This window comes from Sphingomonas sp. Leaf198 (genome assembly GCF_001424005.1).
GTDB lineage: Bacteria > Pseudomonadota > Alphaproteobacteria > Sphingomonadales > Sphingomonadaceae > Sphingomonas.
The window spans coordinates 83,846-103,299 of the sequence record NZ_LMPX01000004.1 but is presented as its reverse complement, the minus strand read 5'-3'; the positions used below and the strand labels follow the sequence as shown (position 1 = coordinate 103,299).

Genomic DNA, 19,454 nt, shown 5'->3' with positions numbered 1-19,454 from the left:
GCCCCGACAAGAACGGCCCACAGATACAGTCCGTCATCCTGACGAAAGTCAGGATCCAGAGCCATGAAGCGCACCAAGCGTTACCCTGGATCCTGACGCTCGTCAGGATGACGGATCGCTTCGATGATGCGCTCCGGCTTTACCCCGCGTTCTTCCGCCGGGTCTCCCAACCCTTCTTCGCAGCCGCCGATTTCGCCACATCGCTACGCCCAGCCGCCCGCTCCCCGCCCTCGTGCGACGACGCATGCGTATCGGGCTTGCCGCGACCCGAGCCGGACAGATTGCCCCCGCCCGAATCCTTGTTCACCGCAGCCCAGGCCCGCGCCTCGGCCTCCTTCTCGGGAACGCCGCGCTCTTCATAGCCGTCCGCGATATGCGCGGCCTTGCGCTTCTGCTTGTCGGTATACGCGCTCTTGTCGCCCTGTGGCATCGTCGCTCTCCTTATCAGAGAGCGTCAACGCTCAGGCCGACCCCGCGTTCAGAACGAAGGGGCGTTCATCGACCGATCCAGTCCGCCACTTCGGTCGCGACTTGGTTGGCCGCCTGGTTGATTCCCGCCGCCGCCGACGCCGCATCGATCGTCGATACCGGCACGCGCGCTTCGAAGCGGTGCTTCTCGACCGTGGCCTTGCCCGCGCGCGTCAGCGACGCATCGAACGTCACGACCGCCTGCCGCGCCGTCGCATCGAGCCCGAAGTTGCGCAGTTCGCCACCCAGCGACGCACCCGGATCACCGACCGACTGCGCCGTCGACAACACGACCAGCCCGGTGCGCGCCGCCACCGTATCCGAAACCAGTCGCGCGAACAGCCGCGCCGGCGGTTCCGCCCACTGCGCGTCGGTCACGTACGCGATCGAGGTCGGCGTCGCCTGCACCGGCACGCGCGCGGTCGCCAATGCCTGCGGCACGACCGGGACCTGGATCGTGATCGACTTCGCAGTCGCCGAATCCTGGTTCTGGCCGACCGGCACCGACGATGCACTCGTCAGCGTCAGCAATGTGGGGGGCGGTTTCGCGCCGAAGCTGATGCACCCGGCAAGTGGCAGCATCGCGATCAGGATGAGCGGTGTCTTCATGGCGTGCCTCACTTACCCTTGTAATCCGGGAGCTTCTGCTGCCCGATCAGCGAACTCGCACCCTGCTGGTCGACCTTCTCGGCGACCGACGACAGCGCTGCCGCGGTTGTCCGCAGATCGTGCACCAGACGGTTGGCCTCGGGAATCGTCGTCTTCGAAAACGCCTGCAACCCCGGCCGCGCATCGCCGATCGCCGAATTCAGCGTGTCGGCGCTCTGCTGCGCGGAAACGATCGCCTTGTTCAGGTTCGCCATCGCCGGCTTCACGTCCTCCGAGAGCACGCCGTTGGTGGTCTTGGCGAGCACCCCGAACTGCTGTGCGGCATCGCCGGCCTGCTGGATAGCGATCCGCGTCTGCGCCAGCGTCGCCGCGATCTCCGGACCGCGATCGGCGAGCGCATCGGTCAGGCGGTTCGTATTCGCAAGAATGCCCGCGATCGACGCCTGGTTCTTGTCCGTGAGCAAGCCGGTCAGCCGCTCGGTCAGCGTCGAGAGCCGCTCGAGCAGCTGCGGCGCGGAATTCAGGATCGCGCCGAGGCCACCAAGCTTGGTCGGAATCACCGGCACGCCGTACGGACATTCGGTCGGCGTCTTGGTCTCCGGGCAGCCGATCGCCGGCGCACCCTTGCGTGCACCGTCGAGCGAGATCTGGCTCACGCCAGTAAATCCGACGCCCGAGATCGACGCGGTCGTACCCTGCAGTACCGGCGTGGCTTCATCGACGCTGATCCGGACGCGAACGAACTGCGGATCGTTCTTCCACAGTGAAATCGTCTTCACCTGGCCCGACGGCACGCCCGAGAACGTCACCGCGGACCCGCGCGCAAGCCCGTCGACCGACTGGCGGAAGAAGATGTCGTATTCCTTCTCTTCCTTGCCGCCCAGCCGCGCGATCCACACGGTGAACAGCGCCAGCAGGGCCAGCAGGATCAGCACGACGGCGCCGACTAGGACGTGGTTCGAACGGGTTTCCATCAGCGCGTCCTTGCTTCTTTCTCGGCGTATGTCGCGTCGGCGTCGTCCGGCGCGGACTGCTTGGACTGGACTTCGGTAGGATGTTGGGCAGCTTCTTGGTCGGCGCGTTCATGCGCCTCCTGCGTCGCGACCGCGGCACGACCGCGGGGCCCCTTGAAATATTCCTCGATCCACGGATGATCGAGCGCGATCAGTTCGTCGATCGTGCCGACCGCGATGACCTTCTTGTCGGCCAGCACCGCGACCCGGTCGCAGATCGCATACAGCGTATCGAGGTCGTGCGTGATCAGGAACACGGTCAGCCCCAGCGTCTTTTGCAACGACTGGATCAGGCCATCGAACGCCGCCGCACCGATCGGGTCGAGCCCCGCGGTCGGCTCGTCGAGAAACAGCAGTTCCGGATCGAGCGCCAGTGCCCGTGCCAACCCGGCGCGCTTCTTCATGCCGCCCGACAGCTCAGCGGGAAACTTGTTCGCGGCGTCCGCTGGCAGCCCCGTCATCACCACCTTGTACGAGGCGATCTCGGCCAACAGCGCCGGGGACAGATCGGGATAGAATTCACGCAACGGCACTTCGACGTTTTCCGCGACCGTCAGCGTCGAGAACAGCGCGCCGCCCTGGAACAGCACGCCCCAGCGCTTGCGAATCTCGGTGGCCTCGGTTTCCTCGCGGCCGATATTGGGCTCGCCGAACACGGTAACCTCGCCGGCGACCGGCATCTGAAGGCCAATGATCGAGCGCATCAGGACCGACTTGCCGGTGCCCGAGCCGCCGACCACGCCGAGGATCTCGCCGCGCCGCACGTCGAGATCGAGCCCGTCGTGCACGACCGAGTCGCCGAACGCGTTCTTCAGCCCCTTCACGGAGATGATGATATCGTCTTGCTTGCGGGGCATCAGTCCCAACCCAACCAGGTGAAGAACACCGCGAAGAACGCGTCGAGCACGATCACCAGGAAGATGCCCTGGACCACCGCCGACGTCGTACGAAGACCAACCTGTTCGGCGTCCGACTCGACCTGCATGCCCTGGAAACACCCGGCGATCGCGATGATCGCACCGAACACCGGCGCCTTGATCAGCGAGATGTACAGATCGGTGATCGGCACGACCTCGCGGATGCGCGCGATGAACGTCACCGGCGGTATCCCGAGCTGGATCCAGCACAAAAGCCCCCCGCCGATGATCGCGATGATCGACGCGTAGAAGCCGAGCAGCGGCATCATCACGATCGCGGCGAGCACGCGGGGCAACACCAGCGCTTCCATCGGCGAGACACCGATCGTCCGCATCGCGTCGATCTCTTCGGTGAGCTTCATCGTGCCGAGCTGCGCCGCGAACGCCGAGCCCGAACGTCCCGCGACCATGATCGCGGTCATCAGCAGGCCGAGCTCGCGGATCGTCAGGCGGCCGACGAGGTTGATCGTGAAGACCTCCGCGCCGAACTGCCGCAGCTGGACCGCGCCCTGTTGCGCGATGACCATGCCGATCAGGAAGCTCATCAGCCCGACGATGCCGAGCGCGGCGACGCCGACGACCTCGAACCGCTGGACCACGGCATTGAACCGGAAGCGGCGCGGGTGGCGGATGACGCTGCCGAACGCGATCGTCGTCGCGCCGAGGAACCCAAGCAGACCGAACATCGTCTTGCCCGACAGCACGACCGCGTCGCCGATCTCGCCGACCACACGGGAAAGCGCGCTGACCTTGGCGGGCTTCGCCGCGATCGGCTGGTCGGAGGCGACGACCTGGTCGAACAGCGTCTGGTCATCCGGGTCGAGCCCGTCAATCGTCGCATCGTTGCGCGCGGCGAAGCGGTGAACGACCCAGGCACCGATCGTATCGATCCGGTCGACTCCGCTAAGATCGACGTGGCGGACGGACGACGCATCGATCTTTTCGAGTCGATCGGGCAGATTGCCGATCGTGGCCAGCGACAGATCGCCGGTAAACCGAAGCGTGCCGGTATCGGCACCGTCCTGTTCGAAATCGGCCATCGCGCTCATCGGCCGCACCTTTGCGGCAAACCGACTGGATCGGCAAGGTGAATGCGGCGTAAGTCGCGACGATGACTATTTCTTCCCCGGCCCCCTCGCCCGCCACATCGACCGGGCACTCGACCGCCCCCTCGACTGCCAGTCCCTCCCCCTCGGCCGAACCGGCAACCATGCCGGCGATCGCGCCCTCGAGCACGCCGGCGATCCGTCTCGCGATCTACGACATGGACAAGACGATCACGCACGCGCCGACCTGGACGCCGTTCCTGCTCCACACCGCGAAGAAGGGCGGCGCGCCGTGGCGGCTGGCGCTCGTCCCGTTCGCGGGAGTGGCGGCGCTCGGCTATGTCGGCAAGCTGATCAGCCGCGGCCGGCTCAAATATCTGATGCAGCGGATGATGCTCGGCAAGCGCATGACGGCCGCCGAGGAACGCCGGGCGGCCGAAGCCTTCGCCGACCGCGTGATGCGCGACGGCGTCTTCGCCAGCGCCCGCGCGCAGATCGAGGCGGACCGCGCCGCCGGCTACCGACTGGTGATGGCGACCGCGTCGTACCGGTTCTACGTCGAGGCGATAGCGCGGCGACTGGATTTCGACGCGGTGATCGGCACCGAGAGCCTGCGCGACCGCGACGGCGTACTGCTCGCCGGCATCGAAGGCGAGAATTGCTACGGCCCGGCCAAACTGCGCATGATACAGGCCTGGATGGACCGCGAAGGCATCGCGCGAGACCACGCCCACATCCGCTTCTACTCCGACCATGTTTCGGACGCCCCGACCTTCGAGTGGGCCGACGAACCCTTCGCGGTGAATGCACATGGCCCATTGCGGCTGCTGGCGAAGGCGAAAGGCTGGCCGATGCCGGATTGGGAGCGGTAGCTCCGTTGCGCGACGAGCGCCAAGTTAAGCTACCCTATCCGGTAGCGATCGCCCAATCCTCGCCATCAATTCAATTGACCGTCGCCTCAGAAGCCGTCTTTGGTTCATATGTTCGCGACGCTTGCGATTGGAACTAAGATGTAGTCCTCAGGCTCGACAGTGAATGTCAGGTATTGGCAGGAGCTGATATTACAGGAACTTCGGAGATCTCCATTCCGCAAGAGCACGCTTGGTCCGGGTGCGGGGCATTCAGCTTTCGACTCATCAGCATTGCGCGCAAAACCTAGCCACCCTCACAACCATCGTTATCAATTCATTGAAGAAAACCGGCATGACCGAGCGCATTCCGCAGGCTGGCCTCAAACGCCTGAAATGAATTTGCTCGACGGAGTTCGTCAATACTTTGCTCCTGCGCGATCCTTACTAATATATTTCGCGCAGCAGATCTTCGATTTGTTACGCTTTTGACTATTGCATCAAGACTCGCCTTCGGATCTGCGAGGTTTTCGGCCGCAATGGGCGTATTAGGCATTAGGTCCGCCGAAATCACATTAACCCCTAGCGCTGCCTTGACTGCGGAATGGTCTGCCAACGCCCAAGCTTCGAGTTCTTTCTCGGGAGATAGCATGACAGCAATTCGCGGATCAAAGCCGCATATCTCCTGCGCCTTCTGGATGAGTTGCTCCCTACGCCGCTCTACGTTTGCAGCCTGTCCGCGCCCACCGAGATCGGCATGGACAAATATGATATGGAATTCGTTCTTCCGCTCGCAGATTTTAGCAGCAACATCATCGAATGATCGATTTCCAATCCCTAATTCCAGCGTAGGATATTCACCTACATCGCAAGGCCTTTTCCCAGTATCCCGGATTATTTCGTCCAACAACCGAGGAATAAGAACATTGAAATACTGCGCGTCACTTGCACCCTCATAGTAGGCAGACCAAGACAAATACATTAGATACCACCCGCTCTATTCCGCAGTATTTCCTCAATCTTCTCCGGGTATAAGTGGTGCTCATCATCAAAAAGTCCCTTTGAAGGGGCTATCCGCCTCATTCGAGTACGAGCTTCAGATATTGTCCCATCGACGGGCACGCCGCGAACCATATCAGCAAATAGAACTTCTTCGGGATTTAACGTCCGCATGACTGCGGGAGAATGAGTATTAATAAGGACCTGAAAATAGTCGCCTTGAGAATCTTGAATTTCGGTGGCCTCGCGTAACAAATTCAGTAGATCAGGAATTCTTCCCTCATGCACACCATTTTCCGGCTCCTCAAAGCATAGAATACCTCGGCGGTTTGGGTCGTCAATTACAGTTAGAAGTGCCAACAGGCGAATAGTACCGTCGCTGATAACCCTAGAACTAAAAGCTGTTCCATCCCTTACTTGCACGTCAAAGGCATATTCTCGACTTCGCGCATCATCTAAAACTCTTACCGTTCGAACCTGCGGAATTAGCAAAGCTAAATCCGCGGATATGTCGGCAATCGCTCCCGTAGGCCTATTCGATGTAGCTGAAAGCCTTTGAATTTCGGAAAGGCTTGCGGCAAGGTTGGAAGCATTACTCCGCAATCGCTTATCTTCGAAACGATCATTTGCTCTGCGAGCTTCAGACGGATTAATCTCAAGAAATTGTGGGCCAGAGATTAACTTTTTTAACGCGTACAAATGCCTAAATTCAGAGGTGGCAATAGTTGAGAGGGCGCTGCGCGCTGCCTCAGCCGCGGGAAGTTGAAGCGGATTTCCTCTTTTGGAAGTTCCGCTCTCTGCAACACCGTCTTGTCTTATGGTGAAAACCCTTGAGCGTCCTTGTGCGTCCTTCTCTGTCTCCAAAAATGGCGTCTTCCGGCTTGAGCGACTGATTTTTGCTGTCGCTCGGAAATCCATTTTGTCGTCTTCAGCGCGAATTACCCTGCAGTCCTCATGCGTCACAAATATACCTTGAGGATTATCCCTCATTTCAACGGTAATCTCATAACGAAGACGCTGGGCTGGGGTCTCAAAGTCGGCGCCGAAATCGTCCACTCCTCGAACAGGCAATAGAACTTCGACCGCAAAGGCCATCACAGTCTCATGACCAGAAGAAGTTTGACGAAAAAGCTCCTCCGGCTCTCCTCGCAGTTCTTGCATGGCTTGGCGCACATCAACCTGCGCAAGCCTCGAGAGAAATTTCAGCGCGTCAAATAGGTTCGATTTGCCAGTGGCGTTTGGACCAATGACAGCCATAAATGGCTTTAAATCAGCAGAAAACTTTCTGAAGGTTTTAAAACCGTCAATTTCAATTCTGGTTATCAAGCAAAGCCCACCCGATTATCTAGTCTAGCCTCGCACCCTAGAAGTGCTTTCGCTGATGAGACAGGATCGCAAATGTGGCTGCTCTTAGCAAGGGCAACCGAAAGGAAGCGTCCTACGCAGTCCCCATCACAACAGCACATCGATGCTGTGGATCACCAGCCCGACCAGCCCGCCGACGATCGTCCCGTTCACGCGAATATATTGCAGGTCGCGGCCCACGGCGTTCTCCAAACGGCTAGTGATCGTGTCGGCGTCCCAGCTGCGGACCGTTTCCGAGACCAGCTTGACGATGTTGTCGCCGTAGTCTGCGGCGGCACCGACAGCGGCGCGCCGGACGAAGCGGTTGATGGTGCGGGACATGCGGGGATCATGCTGTAACGTCTCGCCTAATTGACGCAGGATGTCGCCGAGCTTGCCCGCCATCGCGCGCTCCGGATCGCGCGCGATCGCGAGTAAAGCACCGCGCGCCTGCTCCCACAGACCGTCGAGCCAGCGTTGCATCGCCGGATTGTCGAGCAGGTCGTTCTTCATCGTCTCGACGCGCTCGCGCATCCGGCGATCATATTGCAGGTCCCAGGCGAGCCGATCGAGCCCCTCCTCCGCCTTCAGCCGCAGCGGATGCTCGGGGTCCTCGGCCATCTCCGCGAGCAGCCGGTCGAAACCGCTGATGAGCTTGTCCGCGACGGTCGTGTCGAGCCCGGTCCAGCGCAGGATCGAGCCGGCCTTGTCGTGGACCATCGCGCGGACGAGGTGGTCGTTCGCCGCCAGCGTCTTTGCCGCCCAGCGGATCGCGCTTTCGAGCAACGGCGCGTGACGACGCTCGGCGATCGCGGCCTTGAGCAACTGGCCGAGGATCGGCGACACCTCCGTCGCGCGCAGCCGGGCACCGATCCCGGCCTTGACCATCCCGCCGAGCCGCGCCGGATCGAGACCCTCGAGCACCTGTGCGACCAGCTTCGACGCGCCCTGGCGAAAGCGCCCCCCTGCCCCCTCCGGCGGATCGGTCAGCCAGCGGGCGATCGCGCCCGCCACGTCGAGCCGGCGGGTTCGCCTGGCGATGACGACGGGGATCAGGAAATTCGCGCGGAGGAACTGCGCGAGCGTGTCGCCGATCCGGTCCTTGTTGCGCGGCACGATCGCGGTGTGCGGGATCGGCAGGCCGAGCGGATGGCGGAACAGCGCGGTCACCGCGAACCAGTCGGCCAAGCCACCGACCATCGCCGCTTCGGCAAACGCGCGGACGAACGCGAACGCGGGGTGCACGGGGATCAGTGCGCGGCTGACGAAGAACGTCGCGGCCATCAGCACGAGCAGGCCGGTGGCGACGATCCGCATACGGACGAGAGCAGCCGGCGGAGCTTCGCCGATCGGGCGCGTGCGGGGTAAAAGCGTCATACCCGAAACAATCCCTCAACACGGGGATAGTTCAAGTCGGTTTCGCCGACCGGATCCAGGTGCGGCACGATCGCCGCAAATCCGGTCCGTCAGACGCCATCGGTGCCAGCGTTCGTGCCGGGCAAGGTCGCACTGCCATCCCGGCGTTCGATGGCTCGACCTCGCTCAGCACGAACGGAGCGGGCGCGTCACTCGGCCGGCTGCGTGCCGTCGCCGAGCTTGGGTGTTGCCGGCCCGAGCCGCGGTCCGGGCGAATGCGGCCCGGACAAGGGCGGGCCCGACGGATGCGGATCGGCCAGGCCGATGACCTCGCTGCCGTCGTCGCCGGGACGATAGGTGAGCAGGCTGCGGCCCAACCGCGGCCCGATATACCGCTCGATCCCGACCGCGAGGCTGAACGCCGCGGGGACGATCAACAGCGTCAGGATGGTCGACAGGACGAGCCCGCCGATCACGACGATGCCCATCGGCGCGCGCCACGATCCGTCGCCGCCGAGCGAGAGGGCGGTCGGGATCATGCCTGCGACCATCGCCACCGTAGTCATCACGATCGGCTGCGCGCGCTTGTGGCCTGCATCGACCACCGCGGTCCAGACGTCGACGCCCTTGCCCATCTCCTCCAGCGCGAAGTCGATCAGCAGGATCGAGTTCTTCGCGACGATCCCGAGCAGCATGAGGATGCCGATGAATACCGGCATAGACACCGGATTACCCGTCGCCCACAGCGCCAGCAGACCGCCGAGCGGGGCCAGCAACAGCGACCCCATGTTGACGAACGGCGGCAGCGCGCGGCGATACAGCAGCACCAGCACCGCGAACACGAGGAACGTGCCCGCGATCACCGCGAGGATGAAGTTGTTGACCATCTCCGCCTGGAACTTTGACTGGCCGAGCACGAGCCTGTTCACGCCGGTCGGCAGGTTCATCATCGTCGGCAGCGCGTCGATCTGCTTCTGCGCGACACCCGAAACGATACCGGGGGCGAGATCGGCACCGATCGTCAGCTGACGCTGTTGATTGACGCGGTCGATCTTGGTCGGGCCAGAACCGAGCGTGATCTCGGCGACCAGGTTGAGCGGCACCGAGCCACCCGTCGCGGTCGACACCGGCAGGTTCTGGATCGTCGACAGCTCGCTGCGCGCACCCTGATCGAGCGCGACGCGGATCGGAATCTGGCGATCCGATAGCGAGAAGCGCGCCGAGTTCTGGTCGATGTCGCCAAGCGTCGCGATCCGGATCGCGGACGACAGTGCCTGCGTCGTCACGCCTAGGTTGGCGGCGAGATCGAAGCGTGGCTTGATGACGATTTCCGGACGCTGCAGATTGCCGGCAACGCGCGGCGCGACCAGCGTCGGCAGGCGCGACATCTCGGTCACGATCTTCTGCGCGGTCTCGTCGAGCAGCTTGGGATCGTCACCACCGAGCGTCACGCTCATGTCGCGCGTGCTGCCCCCCCAGCCATTCTGCGAACGGAACGACACGCGTGCATCGGGGATCGCCGCGAGCTGGGGCGCGAGGCTGCGCTCGAACTCCGTGCTCTTCATCTTGCGGTCGTCCTTGAGCGTCGCGGTGACGCGGCCGGCATTGACCGAGCCGTTGGCGCCGCTGCGCGCATAGACCGACTGGACGTCGGGCTGCGACCCGATCAGCGCGGCAACCTTCGTGACGACGGCTTCGGTCTGGGCGAGCGTCGTGCCCGGGACCATGTCGATCACCGCCATCGACGTGTCGCTGTCCTGCGCCGGCTGGAACGTCATCGGGAGGACGCCGAACATGACGATCGTCAGCAGGAACGCGAAGACGCCGAGCCCGAGCACCCAGAACCGGTGGTCGAGGACACGGCTGGTAAGGCGGCGGAAACCACCCCGAGCGGCGGATGCCTTTGCCATGCCCGTCTCCAGCGTCCATTTGAGCGTGGCCATATAGCCGTCCATCAGCATGCCCTCGCCGTGCGTGGCGGGGCCGGCGGACTTCAGGAAATAGGCAGCGAGCATCGGCGTCACGAGCCGCGCGACCGCGAGGCTCATCAGCACCGATGCGACGACGGTGAGGCCGAAATTCTTGAAGAACTGTCCCGAGATTCCCGGCATCAGACCGACCGGCAGGAACACCGCGACGATCGCCATCGTCGTCGCCAGCACCGCGAGACCGATCTCGTCCGCGGCATCGATCGACGCCTGATAGGCGGACTTGCCCATCCGCATGTGCCGGACGATGTTCTCGATCTCGACGATCGCATCGTCGACCAGCACGCCCGCGACGAGACTGAGCGCGAGCAGCGTCATCTGGTTCAGGTTGAAGCCGAGTAGGTCCATGAACCAGAAGGCGGGGATCGCTGACAGCGGGATCGCGAGCGACGAGATCACCGTCGCGCGCCAGTCGCGCAGGAACAGGAACACCACGATCACCGCGAGCACAGCGCCCTCGATCATCGCATGAATCGCGCTCTCATATTGTTCTTCGGTGTATTTGACGCTGTTCGAGCGCAGCACGAAATGCACGTTCGGGTTGCGCTTTTCCATCGCCGCCAGCTTTTTCACCGCCTCGTTGAAGACGGTGACGTCCGAGGAGCCCTTCGAGCGCTGGAAATCGAAGCTGATCGTCTGGCGACCGTCGATCGCGGCGCGGCTGCGCTGTTCGGCATAGAGATCGCGGACCTGCGCGATGTCGGCGAGGCGCACGGTGCGGCCGTTGCCGACGCTGATCTGGGTCTGGGCAAGCGCGACCGCGTCCTTGGCGTTGCCGAGCACGCGAACCGACTGCTCGGACCCGGCGATTTCCGCGCGACCGCCGGCTGCATTCAGATTGACTTGGCGGATCTGATTATTGACCTCGCTCGCGGTCAGACCCTGGCTCTGGAGCTTGAGCGGATCGAGGATGATGCGGATTTCGCGGCTGACGCCGCCGTTGCGGTTGACCGCGGCCATGCCGGGGACCGACAGCAGTTCCTTGGCGACGTTGTTGTCGATGTACCAGCTGAGCTGTTCGACCGTCATGTCCTTGGCGATCACCGAATAGCTCGCGAGATCGTTGTCGGTGGTGTTCGCGCGGAACACCTGCGGTTCGAGGATACCCTCGGGCAGGTTGCTGCGGATCTGCGCGATCGCATCGCGGACGTCGGTGACGGCGCGGTCGATCGGCGTGCCGATGCTGAGCTGGACGACGGTCTGCGACTGGCCTTCGGTCACGGTCGAGGTGATCTCGTCGATCCCCTGGATCGACCGCACCGCGGCTTCGACGCGCTGCGTGACCTGCGTCTCGAGTTCGGTCGGCGCCGCGCCCGGCTGGCTGATGACGACGATCGCGATCGGGAAATCGATGTCCGGATCGTTGTTCACGTCCATCCGCATGAAGCTGACGATGCCGGCCAGTGTCAGCGCCAGGAACAGCACGATCGGCGGCACCGGGTTGCGGATCGCCCAAGCCGAGATGTTGCGGAAGTTCATGCGATCAGCTCGCTTTCTTCGTGACCGGCTTCACCTTTTGTCCGGGGGCGAGGAATCCGCCGGCGGACAAAACCACGCGTTCGGACCCGTCGAGCCCGCTGAGAATCGTCACGCCCTCGTCATAGACCTGACCGATCTTGACCGCGCGTCGCACCGCCTTGTCGTCGGCGCCGACGATATACACGAAGCTGCCCTTCTCGTCGCTCTGCAACGCCGAATCGGGCAGCAGCGGCGCCTGGGTCGCCCCGCCGACGATCGTCGCCGCCGCGAAACCACCAGGACGCAGCGCAGGATCGTATTTTACCGCGATCCGCGCGATGCCCTGGCGGCTCTGCGGGTCGATTACCGGCGACACCTGCCACACTTCACCCGGAAAACCCTGGGTCGTGCCTACGGGCACGACGGTCGCGCGCGCACCGGGATGCAGACCCGCGAGATCGGATTCGCTCAACTGCGCGCGCATCTCCATCTGGCCTGCCGCGGCCATGCGGAACAGCACGCCCGTCCCGGCGCCGACGACCTGGCCCGATTCGACGCCGCGGGTCAGGACCAACCCGGCGGCAGGCGCGCGAATGTCGAGCCGACCGTTGCGCGCGCGCGCTTCGCCGAGCGACGCCTGCGCGACCTTCACGCGCGCGGCGGCGGCATCGCGGGTCGCGGCCTTGCGCTGAAGATCGGCCTTCGAGATGAACCCGCGATCGACCAACTGCTGCGCGCGATCGAGTTCGGCCTGCGCGATCGTCTCGTCCGAACGCGCGACGTTGACCGACGCCGCCAGCGACGCGGCGGTCTCGGTCTGGACCGAGCGATCGACCGTCGCGAGCACCTGTCCCGCCGCGACCCACTGGCCCGGCTCGACCAGCACGCGCGTGATCATCCCGCCCTCGCCCGCGACTCCGACCGGCATCTCGCGACGCGCCGCGATCGTACCGGTGGCGGAGATCGTCCGGTCGACGATCTTGCGACCGGGCACGACCACCGAGACGGTCGGCACCTGCTCGATCACCGGACCGGCGGCGGCCTCCTTCTTCCCCGACTTGAATGCGACCACGGCGGCGACGATCGCCAGCACGGCGAGGACGGCGATGATGATGTTACGACGGCGATGCGATGGCGCGGTGTAATCCGGCAGGGCCAGCTGCTCTTCGCTCTCGCTGGCGCCGAGGTGACCCGCCATCTTCGTCTCGTAATTCATGCGCGTCACAATCCCCATTTCGACCGGTCTTGTCTCGACCCGCTTCGCCGTTCGCACGCTGTGTTATCTGAATAAGTCACCATGCTCAAGCCCTTCGACGAGCATGGAACGAAGACATGCTTCGAATTCGATCTATTCGCAATGCGGTGCGAAGAGTTGGCGGTGCAAAGAGTTTGCGCGACGTTCAGCTTGCGTTGACCTGATCCGCGCGACACGCACACCAGTAGTTACCCGGGAGAGATTTCATGAAGACCGCCTCGTTCCTTGCCGCCCTCGCCGTCGTCGCCTTGCCGGGGGCTGTCCTGCCATGCGCCGCGCTCGCGCAGGCCGCGCCGACCACGGTCGAGCCGATGGTGCCGGCCGCGGGCACCGTGCTCGACGTGACCGCCGAGGGCCGCACGACGCGCGTGCCCGATCTCGCGACGATTCGCGCAGGCGTCGTGTCGCAGTCGTCGACCGCCGCGGCGGCGCTGACCGACAATGCGCAGCGGATGGCGAAGGTTCTCGCCGCGCTGAAGCGCGCGGGCGTGGCGCCGCGCGATATCGCGACGTCGTCGGTGCAGCTTTCGCCGCAGTATCGCTACGCGGACAACCAGCCGCCGGTGATCACCGGCTATCAGGCGACCAACACCGTCTCGATCCGCTTCCGCGACGTGGCGAAGTCCGGCACGATCCTCGACGCGCTGGTGGCGCAGGGTGCGAACCAGATCGACGGGCCGAACCTGTCGATCGACAAGCCCGACGCGGCGCTCGACGAGGCGCGGACCGATGCGATCGCGCAGGCCAAGCGCCGCGCCGATCTGTACGCCAAGGCGGCGGGGCTGCGGGTGTCGCGGATCGTCTCGATCGCCGAATCGGGCCAGGATGCGGGCGGCCCGGCGCAGCCGATGTTCATGATGGCCCGCGCGTCGATGGCCAAGGACAGCACGCAGATCGCGCCTGGCGAGAAGGATGTGACCGTGACGGTGTCGGTGCGGTTCCTGCTGAACTGAAGGTCTGCGATCCTCCCTCGCCAGGGGGAGGATCGCGACCGATCCGGCGACGATCGCCGCCCACGAAAAAGGGCCGCCCGGTTGCCCGGACGGCCCTTCGTTTCGCGTGACGAGAGCGAAGCTTAGCGAACGCTGCCGCGACGGACGAGGTTCACGATCGCGAGCAGGATGACGGCACCCACCAGCGACACGAGGAACGAGGTCAGCGTCAGCGGTGCGCTGTTGATCGACCCACCCGACAGGATCAGGCCGCCGATGAACGCGCCGACGATGCCGACGACGATGTTCAGCAGGATGCCCTGCTGCGCGTCGGTGCGCATGATCATGCTAGCGATCCAGCCGATGACGCCGCCGATGATCAGCCAAAGAATGAGACCCATTGTATTTCCCTCCGTTTATCCCGTTGCCGGGGCGATGGCGGAAAGACGTGCGAGCGGCGATATTTGTTCCGCCCGCGTTTTGAGTTTTGCCGCTCAATACTTCTGCTGGCGCTCGTACAGCGATTTATAGTGCTGGATGCGGGTGACGCGCAGGCCGGGCATCCCCGAGCGATCGATCGCGCGCTGCCAGCTGGCGAACTCCTCGACGGTCAGGCCGTAGCGGGCGCAGACGTCGTCGACGCTGAGCAGCCCGCCATTCACCGCGGCGACCACCTCGGCCTTGCGCCGCACCACCCAGCGCGTGGTACCGGGCGGCGGCAGCGTATCCAACGTGAGTTGCTCGCCAAGCGGCCCGATGACCTTGCCGGGACGGATTTTCTGGTTCTCGATCATTTGAAACCTCTGATCGGGGCGGGGGGCCCCCTCTCGATACGCACACGCGAAAGATAGTCGCTAGATTTGAAGATCGGCTGAAACGCCGCAGTAAACAGCATCTTCATTCGTCCTTCCACCGGATTAAGGCCTTTGCCATTGGACCGTTGAAGGCCCCGTGGAGCGGCGCGAACAGCGTCGCATCGACGGTCGTCCGCACGAACCCCGCCTGCACCGCCGCCGTCGGGCTCGCCGCCTGGCGGGCGGCGATGCCGACGATCAGGACAGCGAGCTCACCGGGGAGAACGGTAAGCTCGGCATCGCGATCGAAACGGGAGAAACTCAGGTCCAACGGGATACTCACGACAACGTCTGGGAAGCCCGGTGTAGCGCAAGGGGGTGAATGGACCGTAAAACGTCGTGAAAGACTTCGTGAACCTGTCGCTTTTTTCCAATCGCTGGTCGCGTTTTCCGTTCGCTTCACCCTGATCCACGTCAATCGCCGCATCTTTTTGCAACCGCACGCCGTCGCGCTTATGTGATGGCGATGGATCAGACCGATTTTCAGCTCGGGCGGGACACCGCCGGAAAGCGCATCGTCGTGGCGATGTCGGGGGGCGTCGACAGCTCGGTCGTCGCCGCACTCGCGCATGCCACCGGTGCCGAGACGATCGGCGTGACGCTCCAGCTATACGATCACGGCGAGGCGGTCGGCCGCGCGGGATCGTGCTGCGCCGGCCGCGATATCCGCGACGCCCGCGCGGTGTGCGACCGACTCGGCATCGCGCATTACGTGTTCGATCACGAAACCAGCTTCCGCGAGCAGGTCGTCGACAAGTTCGCCGACGAATACCTCGCCGGCCGCACGCCGATCCCGTGCGTCCAGTGCAACATGGGGCCGAAGTTCACCGACCTGCTGAAGCTCGCGCGCGATCTCGGCGCGGATTGCCTGGCCACGGGGCATTATGTCCGGCGAGTCGAAGGCGTACATAGTGCCGAACTCCACCGCGGCGCCGATCCGGCGCGCGACCAGAGCTATTTCCTGTTCGCGACCACGCAGACGCAGCTAGATTACCTCCGCTTTCCTTTGGGCGGGCTGCCCAAGGCGCGGGTACGCGAGATCGCGGCCGAACTTGGGCTCGGCGTCGCGGCCAAGCCGGACAGCCAGGATATCTGCTTCGTACCCGACGGCGATTATGCAGGCTTGGTGAAGAAGCTACGGCCCGAGGCGGCGGAGACGGCGGGCGACATCGTCGATCTCGGCGGCACCAAACTCGGCGAGCATCGCGGACTGATCCACTTTACCGTTGGCCAGCGGCGCGGGCTGGAGATCGGCGGTAGTCCCGAGCCGCTTTATGTCGTGCGAGTCGAGCCCGCCACGAAGCGGGTCGTCGTCGGTCCGCGGCGTGCGCTCGCGGTCGAGGCGGCGCGGATGACGGACATCAACTGGCTCGGCGGCGACTTCACCGGGCCGCTTACCGCGAAGGTCCGGTCGATGGCCAAGCCCGCCCCTGCCCGTCTGGTCGGCGACCGGATCGTGTTCGATGCGCCAGAATACGGCGTCGCGCCCGGCCAGGCGGCGGTACTCTACGCAGGCGAGCGCGTGCTCGGCGGCGGCTGGATTGCGGAGACCGAAGCGGCACTCGTCGCCGCCTGACGCGTTGGGGCGGCATGGATATCGAAGATCTACGCCGCCAGATGGAAGCCGCCGCCGCGGCGATGGATTTCGAGACCGCAGGCCGGCTGCGCGATCAGATCAGCGTTTTGCGCGGCGGTGGCGAAGTGGCGGACACGGCTGGTCTGACCCGTCAGCAGCCGGGGGCGATGGGGCTTGGCACCAGCCAGCAGCGGATGACGCCACCGCCCGGCTGGGTGAAGCCGAAGAAGCCCGATCCGATGACCAAGGGGCGGAAGCGGTAGGTCCCCTCAGTCCACGTCATCCTGACGAAAGTCAGGATCCAGGGTAACAACCGACGACGCTCGTGGCTCTGGGTCCTGGCTTTCGCCAGGATGACGGAGATAATTTGGCCGCGTTTACGGCAGCAGGAACGTGCCTTCGATCGTCGTCACGCATGATCCGCCGAGCACCACGCGGTCCCCCTCAAGCCGACACGTCAACTTCCCGCCCCGCGCGCTCGCCTGATACGCGGTGAAGCTGTTCCCCAAAGTGGGCGCCCAATACGGCACCATCACCGCGTGCGCCGCACCCGTCACAGAATCCTCGTTGATCGCGTAATAGGGCGTGAATACGCGACTGACGATGTCGGTCGCTTCGCCCCGCGCGGCGACGATCGCGACGATCGGGAAGGCAGCTAGCGCGGCGAAATCCGGCTTGAGGTTGCGCACGACGGCCTCGTTCTCGACGATCACGAGCGCATAGCCCTTGTCGTGCCACAGGGTTTCGACGGGCTCGGTCACATTCAGCGCCGCGACGATTTCCGGGATCGTCTTCGGGCTTGGTCCCCATGCCGGCAACTTGAGCGTGTAGCCGCTGTCCGCCCGAGCGACCTCCAGTATCCCCGCCTGCCGCGTCCGGAACCGCACCCGGTCGAGCGCGGTATCCGACGACAGCACGAAATGCCCGCTCGCCAACGTCGCATGCCCACACAAGGCCACCTCTGCCCCCGGCGTGAACCAGCGCAGGTCGAAATCGACGCCCTCGTCATCCGATGCGACGATGAACGCAGTCTCGCTGAGGTTGTTCTCCTGCGCGATGTTGAGCAACACAGCGTCGTCGAGCCACGCCGACAGAGGCATTACCGCCGCCTGATTGCCGCCGAACGGCGTGTCGGAAAACGCATCGATCTGCGCGAACGGTATTCTCATGCCTAAATCCTCAAACGCGTTTGCCGAATCTCGAGCGGACTATACCCGCTTACCGAACCAATGCGGCGTCACGTCCGCCTCGACCAGCGGATTGTCGGTGTCGACATGACCCTCCGGATCGAGATGGATCAGCACCTCGACCTTGGGGAACGCGGTGCGCAGGTTGCGCTCGACCGCCTCGACGATGTCGTGCGCGTGTTCGACGGTCAGGTCGCGCGCGACCTCCATGTGGAACTGCGCGAAATCGTGGCTGCCCGAGCGCCGTGTGCGGAAATCATGGATGCCGCGGATGCCGGGCTGGCGCGCGGCGACGTCGAGGAATTGCGTGCGCAGATCCTCCGGCCATTCCTTGTCCATCAACTGGTCGATCGCGTTCGACGATGCCTGGAACGCGCCCCAAGCGAGCCACAAAGCGATGACGATGCCGAAGATCGGATCCGCACCGCTCCACCCGACATATTGATCGAGCACCAGCGCGACGATCACCGAGCCGTTGAGCAGGACGTCGGACTGGTAATGGACGTTGTCCGCCAGGATCGCGACCGAGCCGGTCTGACGGATGATGCGACGCTGATAGGATAGCAGAAACACCGTGGCGACGATCGCGATCACCGATACGCCGATACCGAAATCAGCGCCGGTCGTCGGCTGCGGATCGCCGAACGCAAGGATCGCGCGCCACGCGATCCCGACCGCAGACGCGGTGATCAGCATGACCTGGAACAGCGCGGCGAGCGCCTCCGCCTTGCCGTGGCCGAAGCGGTGATCGTGATCCGCCGGCGTCGCCGCCAGCCGCACGCCGTACAGCGTGACCAGCGACGCGAGCAGATCGAGCGCGGTATCGGCGAGCGAGCCGAGCATCGCCACCGAACCCGTCGACCAGGCGGCAAAGCCCTTCAGCAACAGCAGGAAACACGCCATCGCGACGCTGGCGAGCGCCGCACGGGTTGCGAGAGGTATGACCCTGCGCCGTTCGTCCTGCGTCATGGGAACAACAGCCCTTCGTTCCAGTTGCCGCTTTCGCGCGTGAACAGCCGCCGTTCATGGAGGCGATGCGCACGGTCCTGCCAGAACTCGATCCGCGTCGGCGTGACACGGTAGCCACCCCAATGCGGCGGCCTTGGCACGTCCTGCCCGTCGAACTTTGCGGTCATTTCGGCAAAGCGCTGCTCGAACGTCTCGCGACTGTCGAGCGGCCGCGACTGCTCCGACGCCCAGGCGCCAAGCTGCGAATCACGACCACGCGAGGCGAAATAGGCGTCCGACTCTTCGTCCGTCGCCCATGATACCGGCCCCTCGATCCGGATCTGGCGGCGCAGCGACTTCCAGTGGAACAGCAGCGCACCCTGCGGATTGGCGGCGAGTTCGCCCGCCTTGCGGCTTTCGCGGTTGGTGTAGATCACGAAGCCGTCTGGGCCGTGCCCCTTCAAAAGCACCATGCGCACCGACGGCCGCCCCTCGGCATCCGCCGTCGCGAGCGCGACCGCGTTCGGGTCGTTCGGCTCGGACTGCTTGGCTTCGGCGTACCAGCTATCGAACAGCGTGAAGGGATCGTCTGACATGCGCGCGCCTTAGCGGGATTTGGCGCGGAACGAAACTTTGGAACGACTCGCCCTCGCCGA

The 19,454-nt window shown here is 64.2% G+C and carries 20 protein-coding genes; 4 read left to right on the top strand and 16 right to left on the bottom strand.

Going from position 1 to position 19,454, the window contains the following annotated elements:
* Positions 1–139: 139 nt before the first annotated feature.
* From ASG20_RS15885 to ASG20_RS15865, 5 genes are all read right to left on the bottom strand, one after another.
* Positions 140–430 (bottom strand): hypothetical protein, encoded by a 291-nt coding sequence (locus tag ASG20_RS15885; RefSeq protein WP_056055053.1) that lies wholly within the window; start codon positions 428–430, stop codon positions 140–142.
* Positions 431–495: 65 nt separating this feature from the next.
* The gene (locus ASG20_RS15880) at positions 496–1,077 is read right to left on the bottom strand and encodes an ABC-type transport auxiliary lipoprotein family protein (protein WP_056055050.1); all 582 of its coding nucleotides are present in this window, start codon (positions 1,075–1,077) and stop codon (positions 496–498) included.
* Positions 1,078–1,085: 8 nt separating this feature from the next.
* The gene (locus tag ASG20_RS15875; RefSeq protein ID WP_056055046.1) at positions 1,086–2,051 is read right to left on the bottom strand and encodes an MlaD family protein; all 966 of its coding nucleotides are present in this window, start codon (positions 2,049–2,051) and stop codon (positions 1,086–1,088) included.
* The gene (locus ASG20_RS15870) at positions 2,051–2,947 is read right to left on the bottom strand and encodes an ABC transporter ATP-binding protein (protein ID WP_056055043.1); all 897 of its coding nucleotides are present in this window, start codon (positions 2,945–2,947) and stop codon (positions 2,051–2,053) included. The genes ASG20_RS15875 and ASG20_RS15870 overlap by 1 nt, the downstream gene beginning before the upstream one ends.
* Positions 2,947–4,056, bottom strand: a complete 1,110-nt coding sequence (locus tag ASG20_RS15865) for an ABC transporter permease (RefSeq protein ID WP_056055040.1) — start codon at positions 4,054–4,056, stop codon at positions 2,947–2,949. Before ASG20_RS15865 ends, ASG20_RS15870 begins: the two co-directional genes overlap by 1 nt.
* A 62-nt stretch (positions 4,057–4,118) precedes the next feature.
* Here ASG20_RS15865 and ASG20_RS15860 point away from each other — a divergent pair, with 62 nt between their 5' ends.
* Positions 4,119–4,925: an HAD family hydrolase gene (locus ASG20_RS15860; protein WP_330218685.1), complete on the top strand. Its 807-nt coding sequence runs from the start codon at positions 4,119–4,121 to the stop codon at positions 4,923–4,925.
* 313 nt (positions 4,926–5,238) lie between these two features.
* Here the strand turns inward: ASG20_RS15860 and ASG20_RS19530 are convergent, their stop codons facing one another.
* The 5 genes from ASG20_RS19530 to ASG20_RS15845 all read right to left on the bottom strand — a co-directional run bounded on the left by ASG20_RS19530 (position 5,239) and on the right by ASG20_RS15845 (position 13,262).
* Positions 5,239–5,883, bottom strand: a complete 645-nt coding sequence (locus ASG20_RS19530; protein WP_156364388.1) for a hypothetical protein — start codon at positions 5,881–5,883, stop codon at positions 5,239–5,241.
* A complete protein-coding gene (locus ASG20_RS19120; RefSeq protein ID WP_082471018.1) occupies positions 5,883–7,226 on the bottom strand; it encodes an AAA family ATPase in 1,344 nt (447 codons plus the stop codon). The genes ASG20_RS19530 and ASG20_RS19120 overlap by 1 nt, the downstream gene beginning before the upstream one ends.
* 126 nt (positions 7,227–7,352) lie before the next feature.
* Positions 7,353–8,621 carry a DUF445 domain-containing protein gene (locus ASG20_RS15855; RefSeq protein ID WP_056055038.1) on the bottom strand — a complete coding sequence of 423 codons (1,269 nt, stop codon included), beginning with the start codon at positions 8,619–8,621 and terminating at the stop codon, positions 7,353–7,355.
* Positions 8,622–8,809: 188 nt separating this feature from the next.
* On the bottom strand, positions 8,810–12,067 hold the full coding sequence (locus ASG20_RS15850; RefSeq protein ID WP_056055035.1) for an efflux RND transporter permease subunit: 3,258 nt from the start codon (positions 12,065–12,067) through the stop codon (positions 8,810–8,812).
* Positions 12,068–12,071: 4 nt separating this feature from the next.
* Entirely contained in the window at positions 12,072–13,262 is a 1,191-nt protein-coding gene (locus tag ASG20_RS15845; RefSeq protein WP_056055032.1) for an efflux RND transporter periplasmic adaptor subunit, read from the bottom strand.
* Between the two features lie 245 nt (positions 13,263–13,507).
* Here ASG20_RS15845 and ASG20_RS15840 point away from each other — a divergent pair, with 245 nt between their 5' ends.
* Positions 13,508–14,254, top strand: coding sequence for an SIMPL domain-containing protein (locus ASG20_RS15840; protein WP_056055029.1), 747 nt, complete (start codon positions 13,508–13,510; stop codon positions 14,252–14,254).
* Between the two features lie 122 nt (positions 14,255–14,376).
* Here ASG20_RS15840 and ASG20_RS15835 read toward each other — a convergent pair whose 3' ends face one another.
* The 3 genes from ASG20_RS15835 to ASG20_RS15825 form a co-directional block, all read right to left on the bottom strand.
* The gene (locus ASG20_RS15835; protein ID WP_056055026.1) at positions 14,377–14,634 is read right to left on the bottom strand and encodes a GlsB/YeaQ/YmgE family stress response membrane protein; all 258 of its coding nucleotides are present in this window, start codon (positions 14,632–14,634) and stop codon (positions 14,377–14,379) included.
* A 93-nt stretch (positions 14,635–14,727) separates the two neighbouring features.
* A complete protein-coding gene (gene sciP, locus ASG20_RS15830; RefSeq protein WP_056055024.1) occupies positions 14,728–15,027 on the bottom strand; it encodes a CtrA inhibitor SciP in 300 nt (99 codons plus the stop codon).
* A 103-nt stretch (positions 15,028–15,130) separates the two neighbouring features.
* On the bottom strand, positions 15,131–15,370 hold the full coding sequence (locus tag ASG20_RS15825) for a hypothetical protein (RefSeq protein WP_231420839.1): 240 nt from the start codon (positions 15,368–15,370) through the stop codon (positions 15,131–15,133).
* 183 nt (positions 15,371–15,553) lie between these two features.
* On the opposite strand from ASG20_RS15825, the gene mnmA reads away from it, so the two are divergent.
* On the top strand, positions 15,554–16,663 hold the full coding sequence (gene mnmA / locus ASG20_RS15820) for a tRNA 2-thiouridine(34) synthase MnmA (RefSeq protein ID WP_056055990.1): 1,110 nt from the start codon (positions 15,554–15,556) through the stop codon (positions 16,661–16,663).
* Positions 16,664–16,677: 14 nt separating this feature from the next.
* Positions 16,678–16,926 (top strand): UvrB/UvrC motif-containing protein, encoded by a 249-nt coding sequence (locus ASG20_RS15815; RefSeq protein WP_055881551.1) that lies wholly within the window; start codon positions 16,678–16,680, stop codon positions 16,924–16,926.
* A 114-nt stretch (positions 16,927–17,040) separates the two neighbouring features.
* Here the strand turns inward: ASG20_RS15815 and ASG20_RS15810 are convergent, their stop codons facing one another.
* Genes ASG20_RS15810 through pdxH form a run of 3 tightly spaced genes read right to left on the bottom strand, consistent with a single transcriptional unit; the run spans position 17,041 to position 19,394 of the window.
* On the bottom strand, positions 17,041–17,832 hold the full coding sequence (locus ASG20_RS15810; protein WP_056055017.1) for a PhzF family phenazine biosynthesis protein: 792 nt from the start codon (positions 17,830–17,832) through the stop codon (positions 17,041–17,043).
* A gap of 39 nt (positions 17,833–17,871) precedes the next feature.
* Positions 17,872–18,819 (bottom strand): cation diffusion facilitator family transporter, encoded by a 948-nt coding sequence (locus ASG20_RS15805; RefSeq protein WP_056055013.1) that lies wholly within the window; start codon positions 18,817–18,819, stop codon positions 17,872–17,874.
* Positions 18,816–19,394 (bottom strand): pyridoxamine 5'-phosphate oxidase, encoded by a 579-nt coding sequence (gene pdxH / locus ASG20_RS15800; RefSeq protein WP_056055010.1) that lies wholly within the window; start codon positions 19,392–19,394, stop codon positions 18,816–18,818. The genes ASG20_RS15805 and pdxH overlap by 4 nt, the downstream gene beginning before the upstream one ends.
* Positions 19,395–19,454: the final 60 nt, after the last annotated feature.